Below are 14673 nucleotides of genomic sequence, written 5' to 3'. Positions count from 1 at the left end.
GTGGCTTTTACTTGCTGGCAATGTGCCGGGATACTGGGAAGACTGATGCCAACGATTCGATACGCAAAAGTCAGAGAAATAGTTGCCAGACGTCCGAGAAACCGACTTGTATCTTCCCATCAAGGCCTTCCTTGAAGATCAGGGCTACGCCGTTAAGTCCGAAGTTGGCTCGGCTGATGTGGTCGCAATTCGTGGTGCAGAGCCTGCCGTCATCGTGGAGTTGAAGCTTGGGTTTTCTCTGGCCCTGTTTCACCAATGCATAGATCGTTTGTCGATTACAGAAGATGTCTATCTGGCGGTTCAGCATCAAACCGGGAAAAGATTTGCAAAGGCCGTCAAGGACAATGTCAAGTTGGCGCGCCGCCTCGGTATTGGCTTGATCACCATCAGGCTCTCGGATGGTTTGGTTCAGGTGCACTGTGATCCCGGCCCCTATGCTCCGCGCAAAAACAAGCGACGGTCTGATGCGCTTTTGCGGGAATTTGCCCGTCGCGTCGGCGATCCAAACGACGGGGGACAGACACGCGCAGGTTTGGTGACCGCTTATCGGCAGGATGCCTTGAAACTGGCGCTCTATCTCTATGAGGTCGGTGCCTGCAAAGGTGCAGATGCGGCACGTGCGACCGGCGTGACAAACGCCACGCGCATGATGCGGGATGACCACTACGGTTGGTTTGAAAGGGTTGAAAAAGGTGTCTATGGCTTGAAGCCAGATGGTGCCAAAGCCGTCTCAAAGGCGGGGAATTTGCTTGGCCGTTAGCCAAATCCTGCCAGACCACCCAAACGAAGAAATTCCGCACATTTTTTCCGATCATACCTGTTGACTCGCATTGGGTCCGTCCTTAGCTATGCGCCGTTAGCACTCGAAGGTAGTGAGTGATAACGGTCCGGGCGCTGGGAAATGTCGCTCGGATCAATGGGAGTAACTTTGAGCCTTAAGGAGCTGCAAAGATGGCATTGAAACCGCTTCATGACCGCGTGTTGGTACGCCGCACGGAAAGCGAAGAGAAAACTGCTGGCGGATTGATTATCCCCGATAGCGCAAAAGAGAAACCTTCTGAAGGTGTCGTTGTCGCTTGTGGCGAAGGCGCGCGCAAGGACAGCGGCGAGCTGATCGAGATGGCTGTGAAAGCCGGTGACAAAATCCTGTTCGGCAAATGGTCCGGCACGGAAGTTACCCTCGACGGTGAAGAACTGCTGATGATGAAAGAAAGCGACATCATGGGGATCATCGAGTAAGCCCACGCGCTGCTCTGATCGTCAATCGCTGAACTCAAGATAGATATTCTCAAGAGGAGAAAACAACATGGCTGCTAAGGACGTCAAATTCGACACCGATGCCCGTAACCGTATGCTCAAGGGTGTGAACATCCTTGCGGACGCGGTCAAAGTCACGCTGGGCCCAAAAGGCCGCAACGTGGTTCTCGACAAATCATTCGGCGCACCGCGCATCACCAAAGACGGTGTTTCCGTTGCCAAAGAGATCGAGCTGGAAGACAAGTTCGAGAACATGGGCGCGCAGATGGTCAAGGAAGTGGCCTCTCGCACAGCTGACGAAGCAGGCGACGGTACAACCACCGCCACTGTGCTCGCTCAGGCAATCGTCAAGGAAGGCATGAAATCAGTTGCCGCCGGCATGAACCCGATGGACCTCAAGCGTGGTATCGACCTGGCAACTTCAAAAGTGATCGAAGCGATCAAAGCGGCCTCCCGCCCTGTTTCCGACAGCGACGAAGTTGCGCAGGTTGGCACGATCTCCGCCAACGGCGAAGCTGAAATCGGTCAGCAGATTGCTGGCGCGATGCAAAAAGTCGGCAATGAAGGCGTTATTACCGTTGAAGAAAACAAAGGTCTGGAAACAGAAACCGATGTTGTCGAAGGCATGCAGTTCGACCGCGGCTACCTGTCCCCTTACTTTGTCACCAACGCTGACAAGATGACCACTGAGCTGGAAGACTGCATCGTGCTGTTGCACGAGAAAAAACTGTCTTCTTTGCAGCCCATGGTGCCGCTGCTGGAGCAGGTCATCCAGTCGCAAAAGCCTCTGCTGATCGTTGCAGAAGACGTTGAAGGCGAAGCGCTGGCAACTCTGGTAGTGAACAAACTGCGTGGCGGTTTGAAAATCGCTGCTGTGAAAGCGCCTGGTTTTGGCGATCGCCGCAAAGCGATGCTGCAGGACCTTGCGATTCTCACAGGTGGTCAAGTGATCTCTGAAGATCTCGGCATGAAGCTTGAGTCCGTGACCATGGACATGCTGGGTTCTGCCAAGAAAGTTCAGATCACCAAAGACGAGACGACGATCGTTGACGGTGCAGGCGAGAAGGCCGAGATCGAAGCGCGGGTTGCTCAGATCCGCACGCAGATCGAAGAAACCACGTCGGACTATGATCGTGAAAAGCTGCAAGAACGCGTTGCCAAACTGGCAGGCGGTGTTGCTGTGATCCGCGTGGGCGGCATGACTGAGGTCGAAGTGAAAGAGCGCAAAGACCGTGTTGACGACGCATTGAACGCCACACGCGCTGCGGTTCAGGAAGGTATCGTCGTTGGTGGCGGTGTTGCGCTGGTTCAAGCGGGTAAAACACTTGAAGGCCTTACTGGCGACAATAACGACCAGAATGTGGGCGTAACCATCGTTCGTAAAGCGCTTGAAGCGCCGCTCCGTCAAATTGCCGAAAACTCCGGTGTCGATGGTTCTGTGGTTGCAGGCAAGATTCGCGAAAGCGGCGATGCCAAATTTGGCTTCAACGCTCAGACCGAGGAATATGGTGACATGTTCGCTTTTGGAGTGATCGACCCGGCCAAAGTTGTGCGTCATGCGCTTCAGGATGCCGCGTCCATTGCCGGTCTTCTCATCACGACCGAAGCCATGGTTGCGGACAAGCCAGCCAAAGAAGGCGCGCCAGCAGGTGGCGGCATGCCTGACATGGGTGGCATGGGCGGCATGATGTAATAGCGCCTGTTGTTGTTCAGAAGGGCTCGCCGAAAGGCGGGCCCTTTTTCATTGAAACCTTATGCAATTTTGGGTCCGGAAATTCGGGGATTGACAGAATTAGACCTATCGTATCGCTATCCCCGAAGACGCATATCTAGGCCGGAAGTTCGACGATCCGGGAGTAGCTCCCCAACATTTCAAGCGCTTCTGAAAAAGTTTCACTGGGATTTTCTTTTACCAGATAGCCCGCCACATTTTGGCTGTATGCCGACTGAATGTCGTGCGGCATATCCGATGTTGTGAAAACGAAGACGACGATCCGGTTCAGGACTGGATCTGACCGGACGGTCTCAAGAAATTCCAGACCATTCATTCTGGGCATATTCAAATCCAGCGTCACGATGAAGGGAGGCAGGGTGCCATGCTGATCGGCTGAGCCTCTCAGGATGTCCAATGCCTCCTGTCCGTCTTTCGCAACGATTGTTTTGTTGACGATTTTGAGTTTCTTGAGGGCGCGTTTCATCGCCATGATGCTGATTTCATCATCATCCACCAGCAAGAAGGTCGCTTCCTTGGTCGCGTTTTGCATGTGGTAACCTTTCTGATTTTGACGCGCTGAGACGGGTTCGGTTAGGCTGCGTCAGCTTCAACTTCGTGCAAGGCCACGGCTGTTGCCGGCAAATCAAAACAGAACTGTGAGCCACGCGTTTTCTCGGGGTCGGACTTTAATTCGATGCAACCCTTATAGCGTTCAAGAAGTTTACGTATGATTGCCAATCCCAATCCGCTTCCTTCGACATCATCGCGTGGTTTAAGTGTCTGGAACAAATTGTATATTCTGTCCTGATATTCACTCAGGATGCCCGGGCCATCGTCTGCCACTGTGACAACGATCCGGTCTCCGAGCAGCTTTGCTGAAATGGTAACTGTTCCATTGCTCTTGTCGTGATGTTTGATCGCATTGGAGACAAGATTGATCAGAATTTGTTCCAACGGCGTCGAAAGAGTGTTCGCTGAATCCAAGGGCCCAACATAGTCAATGCGGAACGTGTTTTGCGGATCCAGCATTGTCGAGATTTGCTCTATCATATCCTGCATTCGCACAGGCGAAATGTTCTCGTTCTCTTGACCTGCACGCGCATAATTCAGGAGATCGGACAGGAGCCGGTCGAGCCGATTGGCCCGGTTCTGAAGGAGATGCAGGTAGTTGTTGCTCTCGTCTGTTAACTGGTTGTCAGAGTCTTCCAACGTCCATTCGGCCAGATCATGCACTGCACGAAGAGGGGAACGCAGATCGTGAGCTGCAACATAGGCGAATCTTTCCAGATCAACATTTGATCGTCTCAATTCCTCCGCGTTTTCCTTGAAGATAATCAATGCTCTGGCGATATCGCCCAACTCATCGTCACCTTTTACGTCGATCGGATGAGTGAGATCGCCACCTGCGATCGCATGGACAGAGCGCTCCAACCCACGCATTCTGCGATTTATCTGTTTCTCGACAATAAAGGAGTTGCCTGCAACAACTGCACCGAGCACACCCACAAAGGAAAGTAGCAACACGGTTGTCATCAACTGTGTCGCCTTGTTCAGACTAATCGACTTCTCTGCAACACGAAGCGTGGCTTGATTGGTAAGCGTGGAGATAAATTCAGATAGTTCCGTGACCATCTCCAACTTGGCATCCCGAAGAGCAGCAAGTTCCGACAGGTGTGAAGCCGTTGCGTTACCAAGGGCAACCAGACCCCCATCCGCCAAAATGACCTTATCCAACTCTATGGCCAATTTTGCCAGCTCGGCCCGTTCTGCCCCTGATTCAAGTTGAGCGAGCAGGGCCGTGATCCGTCGTAGTTTGGTTTTCAGTGTCACGGCAAGAAGTTTGGACTCCTCAATCGTGCTGTTGGATCGGTCCTGCGCTGCCAAATCTATGGTCGATTCGATATCCATCGATAAGCTGACCAGATTTAGCGAGGTCAGAAACAATTCGGAGAACAATTGATCGATCGCACCGGTGACAGAAGCGTTATCCTGTCGCGCCTGGCTCAGCAAATTCTCGATCCCGACCGTTGTGCCGAAGTTCAGTGTTCGAAGATTGTCACGCGCGGCAATTCTGATCGCGTTCAGTGCTTTTTTATGAGCGTCGATCTCGCTTTGAGCTGCAAATAATGTGTTCTGGGAAGTCAGAAGGCGATCAGCGGATGCCTCCAAGGCGCTAAGATGATCTGCCAATCGGTCACCAAGGGCAGATGATCCAAATGCTTCAACGACTTGTGCAACATGGTTTCGCAGCGAGCCAACCTTGGTTTGAAAGTCCTGTTTGGCGTCGGCAAGATCATTGACATCCGGCGCCACGGCCGCGCGTTCAAGAGCGACGAACATATCGCTGAGCTCGCGTTCTGTCTTCTGAGTTTCGATAAGGAGTGGAAGCGCGTCTTCTGTGAGCTCGGCATGCGCTGTCTTTATGTTGCGCAATTGAATGACGCTGGCCATGCAGGCCGCAAGCGTGAGCCCTGCAATGAGGAAAAACAAAAATCTCAACCGCGCGACAATGCCGGACAAGGCGGGTCGTCGATCTGGCAATGAAGCTTGTGAAACTTTCATCGTCAATCGCTACCACAGCAAGACTTAAACCCATCTTAAGCCAAACCCCAATAGGATGAGCAAATTCAATTGTGGAGTTTCTCATGCCCTATCGCTTGCCTGTTGCTGCTCCACGGATGTGCCGCCGAACATTGATGCGGTCAGCGCTCGCGTTGGGGGCTACCTCCATGGTCCCGCAATTGGCGCGAGCGACGGCGTCCAAACCTCTTTACGTGGACGTGGCGGAGTGGGTGCGTGGCCTTGTAGGTGGGGCTCCGGGGCAATTGGAAGTGCTGTTTCCAAACGGATCAGAGCAAAACCTTGCGCCAATTGCATCTGCGTTTACCGAGATGACAAAAGTGAAGGTCAAGCTCCGCGGGGTTCCGGCCGAGAAGCTCAACACACAGATCGCTCTGGAGGTAATGGCCGGGGAACGACGCTTTGATGTTGCTTTGCCTGCAACCTACGGACTGCCTGACCTCGTGGCGTCAGACGTGATCCAGCCTTTGAACGACTTTGCCGAAATCTATGAACCTGCCGATTTCAGGAGGGGGATTTTATATGACATTGGCGATCGCTTTGACGACAAGCTCTATGGTTTCCAGGCGGATGGCGATGTCTACCTCATGTTTTATCTTAAAGAACTTATTGAAAACCCTAATGAAAGAGCTGCGTTTCAGGATGCCTATGGAATGGAATTGGCAGTTCCCAAGACCTGGGCGGAGCTGGACCAACAGATGGCTTGGTTTCACCGACCGGATCAGGATTTGTGGGGCGGTTTGTTACTGCGTAGTCAGGGGTATCTGGCTTGGGAATGGTGGTCCAGGTTCCATGGTTATGGCATGTGGCCCTTCTCTGAACAGATGGAGCCTCAAATTGACGCCCCGGCGGGCATAGCGGCACTCGAAGATATGATCCGGTCGAGCGCTTACTTGCACCCTGACGCGAAAAAGGTGCGTTTTACGGCGAATTGGGAGCTTTTCTCGCAGGGAAAAACCTACTGTAATATTGGTTGGGGAGGTGCGCAGAAGTTCTATAACGCGCAAGGTTCGGCATTGCGCGGAAAGCTCTGTTACGGGCCTACACCAGGGGGAGCAATCGGAGCTGGTGGGAAACAGGTGCCTATCCCATTTTTCAATTGGGGGTGGAGCTATGTCGTCAGCCGTGCCTCGTCCAGACCGGAAGTCGCCTATCTGTTCTCGCTTTTTGCATCCACGCCCGAGATGTCGACACGAGCGGTGCGAGAAGCAGGGGGTTTCTTTGACCCGATCCGACCGGAACACTATGAGGACCCAGTCGTCAGGGATGTCTATTCGGACGCTTTTTTGAAAGTGCATAAATCCAGTTTGAAAGGTGCGATGCCTGATCTGTTCTTGATGAATCAGCCGGAGTATTTTCGTGTGCTTGAAGAAGCGCTTGCCGATGCGCTTCGTGGCGAAACGACGCCAAGTGAGGCCCTGGTAAGGACCTCGCAGCTGTGGGAAATGATCACCAGTCGCGCCGGTCGATCAGAACAAATTCGTCGCTGGCAAGAACTCAGGGCCAAGTATCCTACCGAGGTCGCCCGTCATCTGCGCGACGTCCAACCTGGCTAACACGCGCTGCTGTTAATGGTGTGTTCAGTGCGGGCTGCTAAGTTGCCAATTGACGTCAAAACCGAGGACGAAGCTCACATGAACACAAATGCCACATTGCGCGCATCCCAATCTTCATCCGCTGCGGAAACTTCGCTCGAAACTTCCAAGGAATTTGAAGATTTCATCTATTTGATCAGCCACGACGTGAGGAATTCCGTCCGAGCGTTGATTGAGCTTCCTCAGTGGATTGCCGAAGATCTTACCGAGGCAGGTGTAAAGATAGATGGATCCGTTGCGGAAAGCATTGAGTTGATGAACAAGCACACGGGCCGGTTGGACAGGATGCTTGTCGACTTGCTGACATTTTCGCGTGTGGGGCGGATGCAGAATGTCGAAGACGTGAATATCGATGCCGCGCTATCGGAGGTTCTCGAGGAAATTCCGATGCCATCGGGCTTCACGGTCGTCCGCGCCTTGGATTGCGAAGTGGTGACGATCGGAGAGAGAGATATCATGACACTCATGACGGCGCTGATCTCTAACGCTGTTAAACATCATGATCGCAGCTTGGGCAAAATTGTGGTGTCGAGTTACCGCGACCGTCAAGATGTTGTTTTATCCGTGCGGGACAATGGGCCCGGCATTCCAGCGGGCTACCACGAACGCGTTTTGGGGGCGATGACGACTTTACGTCCGCGCGACGAGGTGGAGGGCAGTGGCATGGGGCTCGCGATCGCTCGGAAAATCGCACAGCTCTACGATGGTCGTATCTCAATCTCGGAAAACCAAGAGGGGCGTGGGACCACGATTGAAGTCCGATTGGCCGTTGGCAGCCCCTGAGTATCCTTAACAAAAATCTTGGTCGACGGATTCGCGTAAGTGGTTGGCCTTTATTCAAACAGATATCAAAGGCAGAATGCCTATGTACATTGACACCCAGTTCTCAACCGTTGCGGCATTCGCTGCGTCACGTGCGTCCGTCAGGACCTTGATACTTGATGATTGCGCCTTTGACAGAGCACGCTTGCGGCGATCATTGTCCGAAACAAGTTTGTTGCTCGATGTGGAAGAAGTTGCCAACCTCTCTCAGTTTGAAGCAGCCCTGCGTACGGAAAGTTACGACCTGTTCTTGATCGACCATAGGCTTCCGGTCGGGAATGGCCTTGACGCTCTTGCTGCCATTCGAAGGAGCCGGAGCGGTCTGGATGCTGCGAAGTTGATGATCACGGGACAAGTTGAACCAGGTCTTGAGGCCGCTGCACGGGAGGTCGGTTGCCAAGGTGTAGTGCCAAAAGACGAATTATGCAGTGATTATTTGGAGCCGATTATGTTCGACGTATTGTTTGGCGCCAAATACGACCTGCTGGTCCAACGCAATCAGTCAGGGGAACCACCGCGCCACATGTAGCAAGATCGCTCCTCGTCGCTGTCGGTGTGAGCACGGAAGAGCGGCACGTCAATCTGAGCGATGCATGGCTGTATAAGAGGGCGTCAATCTGATAGCGCGCGGCAATGTGAAACCCGCGATAACTGAACCGTGACGCTTGGTGCCTTGGCGCAAGAAGACATAAGAGCTATTGCGGAAAGATGCGCCTGATAATCCTGACGTCACTGACAATGATTGCTTTTGCAGCGAATTCAATCCTGACACGGCTTGCCATTGATGGCGGTCACATTGATCCAAGCAGTTTCGCGTTACTCAGGGTTCTTGCGGGAGCCATCGTTTTGGGCATGCTTATGACAGCTCGTCGTGGGCAAGTGCAATTTTTTCGGCGTGAACGTTTGATCGGCTCTGTAAGTCTGGCCGCTTACATGGCCGGGTTTTCTTTGGCGTATTTGACGCTCGACGCCGGGCTGGGGGCGTTGATCCTATTCGGTGTCGTTCAGGTTACGATGTTCGCGCATGGCGCACTAACGAACGCGACGCCAAAACCCCGGCAAATTGCCGGTGCCACAATCGCTTTTGGCGGGTTGCTTCTGGCGCTTTGGCCAGGGGCGGGCGGCCACTCTGACATTGTTGGCGCGTCTTTTATGATCATCGCAGGATTGGGATGGGCCGCTTACACCATTTCCGGAAGATCCTCTCCTGATCCGCTTGCCGCAACCACCGCAAATTTCTTGTTGTGTTTGCCTTTTCTGGCAATCGTTTTGGTTGGTTTGGCTGCGCGAACAACGGCTACCGGGGTAGCTCTGGCCATTCTGTGCGGCGGGGTGACTTCGGGACTTGGATATGCACTCTGGTACTCTGTACTCCCAAGACTACAGCAAAGTTCCGCGGCGGTTATTCAACTCAGCGTGCCGATAATTTCGTTGATCGGGGGCGCCTTGATACTTGGGGAGGTCATCACACCCTTGATTGCGGTTGCCACATTGCTGGTTATCGGTGGGATCGCGATTGCGGTCACAGCACAATCGGCTCAAGCGCGTCGTAACTGAGCGCGTGGTCATTTTCGAATGCGATGGTGGCCAGGCTGTCGGGTTTGACGTTTAGTTCAGATATTTCGTGTTTACTGGCCCAGACGTGGTCTGAGACGATCTTTTCAGGGTCTTGCCAGTCTTCCGGTATCGTCGCTGCCCCCACTATGGCGCATCTGAAAAAGACCTCGACTTGATGAAAGCTACTGCGGGGATCATAAAACTCATTGATCAGACAAGGCGCGCCAACGCGAACGGTCAGCCCCGTTTCTTCCCGGACCTCCCGGGCAAGATTGTCGGGCAAAGAGGCCCCCGGCTCGACACCGCCACCGGGCGCACAGAGCAAGGTACTACGCCCAGCGGGCCAAGCGTTGACCAGCAAAAGCCGATGCTTGTGCACAATTACCGCTCTGGTGGCCAGACGAACAGGATTTGGTGGCATATTGTTCTGCTTTCTGTAAAAGCGCGTAACGTCAGACTGTTGTAAAGCGCCAAGGGGCATTATCTCAAGGCTATGGATCACTACGTAAACACGATTGTCGGGGCAGTCCTATTTGTTTTGGTCGCGGCCAGTGCCGAGGCGCGGTGTGCGGTTTTGCTTCATGGCTTGGCACGAACCGAATTCTCGTTTGCAATAATGGAGGCCGCTTTGGAGGCCGAAGGCTACAAAGTCGTGCGCCCCGGATACCCGTCAACAGAGGCACCCGTCGCGGAATTGGTCGAGCGCACCATCCCGGACGCTGTTGCGCGTTGCGGACCGCGTGGGTCGGTTGATTTTGTCACACACTCGATGGGGGGTATTTTGGTGCGCCAGTGGGTTGCAGATACCGCCCCAGACCGGATTGGGAGGGTCGTTATGCTGGCCCCGCCAAATCAGGGTAGCGAGGTCGTTGACGCGCTTGATGAAGTCGAAGCCTTTGATTGGATCAACGGCCCCGCGGGCGCGCAACTGGGAACGGAGCCCGGTGATCTGCCCCGCCGCTTGCCTGCCGTTACATTTGAGCTTGGCGTGATTGCGGGGGATCAGTCTTTGAACCCCTACTTCTCGTCCATTTTACCGGGCCGTGACGATGGCAAAGTGTCCGTCGCGTCAACCAGAGTCGAGGGTATGAAAGACCATCTTGTATTGCCCGTGACCCATACGTTCATGATGAATAATCCGCGCGTTATCGCCCAAACGATTTCCTTTTTGAAGACAGGCGCGTTTGATCGATCGTTGACATGGTTTGATGCTGTCTTGTTGCAGTTGGGTTGCCCGGATGGCAGTTGCGTCCCGGATGTAGGGGATTTCATTGGTAAGCCTTGATTTGACGGGAGGACAGGTTCTCGGGCCGGAGGGCCTGCGTGCCGCGGACGTCTACCTATCGGATGGTCGGATTGTAGATGCCTCAGTTGGGCGCAAAATCGATCTGAGCGGTTTCCTGGTGCTGCCGGGAATTGTCGATATTCATGGAGACGGATTCGAGCGTCATCTTGCCCCACGGCGCGGCGCGATGAAGCAAATGGCCGAAGGTCTGATCGCAGCGGAGGCCGAATTTGCAGCAAACGGCATCACAACGGCTGTTTTGGCGCAGTTTGTCAGCTGGGAAGGCGGGCTGCGCGGGCCGGAGTTTGCGGCGAGTGTGTTCGATGCGATCCGTCAAACGGCCCCAACGCTGGTCACCGATCTAAAGGCCCAGCTACGATTTGAGACCCATCTGCTGGATCTCCACGCGCAACTACCACAACAAATCGCCGACTGGGGTGTCGACTACGTGGTCTTCAATGATCATCTGCCGCATGATCGGTTGTCCCAGGGACGGCAACCGCCCCGCATGGTCGGTCAGGCGCTCAAGGCTGGCCGCAATCCGGATCAGCACTTTGCGATGATGCTCGATCTTCACGCGCGATCCGCCGAAGTGCCACCGGCACTGGACCGTCTTTGCGCAGAACTTCGGGCGATGGGCGTTCGTATGGGCAGTCACGATGAATCCCGCCCTATCGACCGAGAGGTCTGGCGTGCGCGCGGGGTCGACATTTCTGAATTTCCTGAAACGATCGAGGCGGCGGAAGCCGCGCGTTATAACGGCGAAGCGGTGATCCTTGGGGCGCCAAATGTCGTGCGGGGGGGATCGCATAAAGGCAATGCCTCGGCGGTGGAACTGATTTCGATGGGATTGTGTGACGCACTGGCGTCAGACTACCACTACCCAAGCCCCAGACGGGCTGCGCTGATGCTGGCAAAGAGCGGTATCGGGGATTTCGCCAGTTGTTGGCGGCTGATCTCGCAAGGTCCTGCTGACATATTAGGCTTGTCTGATCGTCGTGATCTGTCGCCGGGAAAACGCGCTGATATCGTGATTTTGGAGGAGAAGTCTTACAGGGTTGCTGCGACGCTGGCGGCCGGGCAATTCAGCTACATGTCCGGAGAAATCGCAAACCGGTTCATGTAAAGCGAATCTTAGCCGCTTATTCTGTTTACATGGCCCATTTTCCGCCCCGGTTTGGTCTCCGCCTTACCATACAGGTGCAGCGCGCAGTTACCTTCTTTTTGCAAGGACGGTACCCGATCCATGTCATCTCCGATGAGGTTTTCCATGGTAATGTCAGAGTGCCGGGTGCCGTCGCCCAAGGGTAGTCCAACGACCGCCCGAATATGTTGTTCAAACTGATCAACAGCGCAACCGTTCTGAGTCCAATGACCGGAATTGTGAACCCTCGGAGCGATCTCATTGACGATCAGCCCGTCGGCCGTAACAAATAACTCAACACCCAGAACGCCCACATAATCCAATCTGTTCAGGATTTTCGCAGCCATCAAGACTGCGTCTGTCCGTTGTCCAGCACTCAACCGGGCCGGGACTGTTGTGGTGTGCAATATTCCGTTTCGGTGCACGTTTTCGCCGGGGTCAAAACAAGCGACATCACCCTGAGCGCTTCGGGCCGCGATGACGGAGACCTCATGCGTAAACGAAATGAACCCTTCCAGAACGGCGGGTTGACCGGCCATATCAGCCCAGGCTTGCCCAATGTCATTGGAGTTCTTTATGCGCGCCTGCCCTTTGCCATCATAGCCAAACCGGCGGGTTTTCAGGATAGAGGGCATCCCGATTTTCCCCACCGCAAGCTCAAGTTCTGCTTCCTTGGTCACATCCGCAAAGGGTGCTACGCGAAGCCCCAGATCTTGCAGAAATGTCTTTTCGATCAGGCGATCCTGACTGACCCGCAATGCCTCGCGTCCAGGCCGGATCGGCACAATCGCCTCGATCACATCAAGGGCCGTGGTTGGTATGTTCTCAAATTCATACGTGACGACATCGACGTTCTGAGCAAATCGAGTCAGAGCCGCGGTATCGTCATACTCTGCGGTTGTCAGCTTGTGGGCAACATCTGCTGCCGGCGGGTTGGTTCCGGGTTCGAATATATGCGTTTTGAAACCCAGTCGCGCGGCGGCTACTGATAACATGCGCCCCAATTGGCCTCCGCCCAGGATGCCAATGGTTGCACCGATCGAAAGTGCTTCAGTCATCTGATGGCGCCTCTGGAATGGAAGCGGATAAATCGGCACGCCACTTATCAAGGCGTTTGGCCAGCGCTTCATCCTGCAAAGACAGGATACCTGCAGCCATCAAACCGGCGTTTGTGGCACCGGCGGCACCGATGGCCATGGTGGCAACCGGATATCCGCGTGGCATTTGCAAGATGGAATAGAGCGAGTCCACACCGGAAAGCGCCTTGGTCTGAACCGGAACCCCAATGACGGGCACGCGGGTTTTTGACGCCATCATTCCAGGCAAATGCGCGGCCCCGCCCGCTCCTGCGATGATGACTTGCAATCCCCGTTCCACGGCGGTCATTCCATAGTCCCACAACCGGTCCGGTGTGCGGTGAGCCGAGACAATCCGCGTCTCATAGCTCACATCCAGACTGTCGAGAAGGTCGGCAGCCTCTCGCATGGTGGACCAATCGGATTGGCTGCCCATGATGATCCCCACAGCGGGTCTGGTCATGTGAAAGGCCCCCTCAGCCCGAATTCTGGAAGCGGCACTATAGCCAAACGCAGGCCCATGGCAATGCGGGTAAGTTGCCTGAAAAATCCGCTCAGGCAATGATGTCCGGTGTGAGGCGATCTTCGATCTGAGCGATCAGATCCTTCAGACGCAGTTTTCGTTTTTTGAGGCGTTGCAGGGTGAGTTGATCGCCCATACCCTTTTCCACGAGCGCTTGGATGGCTTCATCAAGATCCCTGTGTTCGCGTCTGAATACTTCAAGCTCGACGCGCAGCACTTCGTCGGTTTTCATCGACAGATCGGTGGGGGCATTCATGATGGCGTGATTCCGTTGCTTTCCTGCTTTCTATAATAAGCATTCACCATCCTACCGCCTAGCCCTTGCGTCGAAGCCGATTGCTACCCATATTTATATCACGGGTTGCCGATCCGGGGCCCGAACCTGACTGTCGCTTGGCTGATGAGGACGTGTCGCATGACGAAAATGACTCTGGCTTCCTATCCCCATATGTTGGGGTTTGAACAGCTTGAAAGGCTTCTGGAACGCACCGCGAAATCCGGAAATGAAGGATACCCCCCCTTCAATATCGAACAAACTTCCGACTACTCCTATCGCATTACCCTCGCCGTGGCGGGTTTTGCTGAAAGTGATCTGTCGATCACGGTAGAAGATCGTCAATTAGTGATCCGGGGACGCCAAGCGGATGACAGCGAAGGTCGCGTATTTCTGCACCGAGGCATCGCCGCGCGTCAGTTCCAGCGGAGTTTCGTTCTGGCCGATGGCGTTGATGTCGGCGAAGCCGTGATGGAGAATGGCCTGCTACACGTCGATTTGACGCGCGCCAAACCGCAAACGGTCGTCCAGACGATCAGCATCAAGAAAGGGTAAAGACATGGAACAACCATTTGAAACAGCGCCAGCTGACAATCGGATCGTTTACGTCAAAGCGGTAGATGTGACCGAACTGCCCTCTGAGGTTAGAGATCAGGCCGGTGATCTTGATCAGCTCTATGCCGTGCACGACAGCGATGGTCAGCAGTTGGCCTTGGTTGCTAACCGCAAACTTGCCTTTCAGCTGGCCCGGCAACATGACTACGCGCCCGTCGCGGTGCATTGACCTGCGCCAGATGAAGTGAAATCCTTGGATGAGGCCGCAGAAACCTGCGGCCTTTTTTGATG

At 54.4% G+C, this 14673-nt stretch carries 18 protein-coding genes; 12 read left to right on the top strand and 6 right to left on the bottom strand.

The window, feature by feature from the left end:
* Positions 1-82 precede the first annotated feature (82 nt).
* The 3 genes from ACOTTU_RS10475 to groL all read left to right on the top strand — a co-directional run bounded on the left by ACOTTU_RS10475 (position 83) and on the right by groL (position 2950).
* Positions 83-760 (top strand): DUF2161 domain-containing phosphodiesterase, encoded by a 678-nt coding sequence (locus ACOTTU_RS10475; protein ID WP_298920677.1) that lies wholly within the window; start codon positions 83-85, stop codon positions 758-760.
* Positions 761-951: 191 nt separating this feature from the next.
* Positions 952-1239, top strand: a complete 288-nt coding sequence (locus ACOTTU_RS10470; RefSeq protein ID WP_298920679.1) for a co-chaperone GroES — start codon at positions 952-954, stop codon at positions 1237-1239.
* A gap of 67 nt (positions 1240-1306) precedes the next feature.
* Positions 1307-2950, top strand: coding sequence for a chaperonin GroEL (gene groL / locus ACOTTU_RS10465; protein ID WP_298920680.1), 1644 nt, complete (start codon positions 1307-1309; stop codon positions 2948-2950).
* A gap of 136 nt (positions 2951-3086) precedes the next feature.
* On the opposite strand, the gene ACOTTU_RS10460 is transcribed toward groL, so the two are convergent.
* Together ACOTTU_RS10460 and ACOTTU_RS10455 are read right to left on the bottom strand one after the other, a co-directional pair.
* Entirely contained in the window at positions 3087-3521 is a 435-nt protein-coding gene (locus tag ACOTTU_RS10460) for a response regulator (protein ID WP_298920682.1), read from the bottom strand.
* A gap of 41 nt (positions 3522-3562) precedes the next feature.
* Positions 3563-5161: a sensor histidine kinase gene (locus tag ACOTTU_RS10455; protein ID WP_425657866.1), complete on the bottom strand. Its 1599-nt coding sequence runs from the start codon at positions 5159-5161 to the stop codon at positions 3563-3565.
* Positions 5162-5209: 48 nt separating this feature from the next.
* Here ACOTTU_RS10455 and ACOTTU_RS10450 point away from each other — a divergent pair, with 48 nt between their 5' ends.
* From ACOTTU_RS10450 to ACOTTU_RS10430, 5 genes are all read left to right on the top strand, one after another.
* On the top strand, positions 5210-5515 hold the full coding sequence (locus tag ACOTTU_RS10450) for a hypothetical protein (RefSeq protein WP_425657865.1): 306 nt from the start codon (positions 5210-5212) through the stop codon (positions 5513-5515).
* A gap of 101 nt (positions 5516-5616) precedes the next feature.
* Positions 5617-7107: an extracellular solute-binding protein gene (locus tag ACOTTU_RS10445; RefSeq protein WP_425657863.1), complete on the top strand. Its 1491-nt coding sequence runs from the start codon at positions 5617-5619 to the stop codon at positions 7105-7107.
* A 78-nt stretch (positions 7108-7185) separates the two neighbouring features.
* A complete protein-coding gene (locus tag ACOTTU_RS10440) occupies positions 7186-7929 on the top strand; it encodes a sensor histidine kinase (RefSeq protein ID WP_425657862.1) in 744 nt (247 codons plus the stop codon).
* Between the two features lie 43 nt (positions 7930-7972).
* Positions 7973-8497, top strand: coding sequence for a response regulator (locus ACOTTU_RS10435; protein ID WP_425657860.1), 525 nt, complete (start codon positions 7973-7975; stop codon positions 8495-8497).
* 179 nt (positions 8498-8676) lie between these two features.
* Entirely contained in the window at positions 8677-9525 is an 849-nt protein-coding gene (locus tag ACOTTU_RS10430) for a DMT family transporter (protein ID WP_425657858.1), read from the top strand.
* Here ACOTTU_RS10430 and ACOTTU_RS10425 read toward each other — a convergent pair.
* Positions 9491-9946: an NUDIX domain-containing protein gene (locus tag ACOTTU_RS10425; RefSeq protein WP_425657856.1), complete on the bottom strand. Its 456-nt coding sequence runs from the start codon at positions 9944-9946 to the stop codon at positions 9491-9493. The two genes, ACOTTU_RS10430 and ACOTTU_RS10425, sit on opposite strands and share 35 nt — an antisense overlap.
* Positions 9947-10018: 72 nt before the next feature.
* On the opposite strand from ACOTTU_RS10425, the gene ACOTTU_RS10420 reads away from it, so the two are divergent.
* Together ACOTTU_RS10420 and ACOTTU_RS10415 are read left to right on the top strand one after the other, a co-directional pair.
* On the top strand, positions 10019-10810 hold the full coding sequence (locus tag ACOTTU_RS10420) for an alpha/beta fold hydrolase (RefSeq protein WP_298920693.1): 792 nt from the start codon (positions 10019-10021) through the stop codon (positions 10808-10810).
* Positions 10791-11936, top strand: a complete 1146-nt coding sequence (locus ACOTTU_RS10415) for an alpha-D-ribose 1-methylphosphonate 5-triphosphate diphosphatase (RefSeq protein WP_425658348.1) — start codon at positions 10791-10793, stop codon at positions 11934-11936. The genes ACOTTU_RS10420 and ACOTTU_RS10415 overlap by 20 nt, the downstream gene beginning before the upstream one ends.
* An 8-nt stretch (positions 11937-11944) precedes the next feature.
* Here the strand turns inward: ACOTTU_RS10415 and ACOTTU_RS10410 are convergent, their stop codons facing one another.
* The 3 genes from ACOTTU_RS10410 to ACOTTU_RS10400 all read right to left on the bottom strand — a co-directional run bounded on the left by ACOTTU_RS10410 (position 11945) and on the right by ACOTTU_RS10400 (position 13809).
* On the bottom strand, positions 11945-13012 hold the full coding sequence (locus ACOTTU_RS10410) for a 5-(carboxyamino)imidazole ribonucleotide synthase (protein ID WP_425657854.1): 1068 nt from the start codon (positions 13010-13012) through the stop codon (positions 11945-11947).
* Entirely contained in the window at positions 13005-13493 is a 489-nt protein-coding gene (gene purE / locus ACOTTU_RS10405; protein ID WP_298920697.1) for a 5-(carboxyamino)imidazole ribonucleotide mutase, read from the bottom strand. The genes ACOTTU_RS10410 and purE overlap by 8 nt, the downstream gene beginning before the upstream one ends.
* A gap of 91 nt (positions 13494-13584) precedes the next feature.
* The gene (locus ACOTTU_RS10400) at positions 13585-13809 is read right to left on the bottom strand and encodes a YdcH family protein (RefSeq protein WP_298920699.1); all 225 of its coding nucleotides are present in this window, start codon (positions 13807-13809) and stop codon (positions 13585-13587) included.
* Between the two features lie 159 nt (positions 13810-13968).
* On the opposite strand from ACOTTU_RS10400, the gene ACOTTU_RS10395 reads away from it, so the two are divergent.
* Together ACOTTU_RS10395 and ACOTTU_RS10390 are read left to right on the top strand one after the other, a co-directional pair.
* Positions 13969-14382, top strand: coding sequence for an Hsp20 family protein (locus ACOTTU_RS10395; RefSeq protein WP_298920701.1), 414 nt, complete (start codon positions 13969-13971; stop codon positions 14380-14382).
* A gap of 4 nt (positions 14383-14386) precedes the next feature.
* Entirely contained in the window at positions 14387-14611 is a 225-nt protein-coding gene (locus tag ACOTTU_RS10390; protein ID WP_298920703.1) for a DUF1150 family protein, read from the top strand.
* Positions 14612-14673 lie beyond the last annotated feature (62 nt).

It is taken from the genome of Roseobacter sp. EG26, assembly GCF_049830555.1.
Taxonomy (GTDB): Bacteria; Pseudomonadota; Alphaproteobacteria; order Rhodobacterales; family Rhodobacteraceae; genus Roseobacter.
Note: the sequence above shows the minus strand (reverse complement) of the source record. Positions and strands in the feature narration are given on the sequence as shown.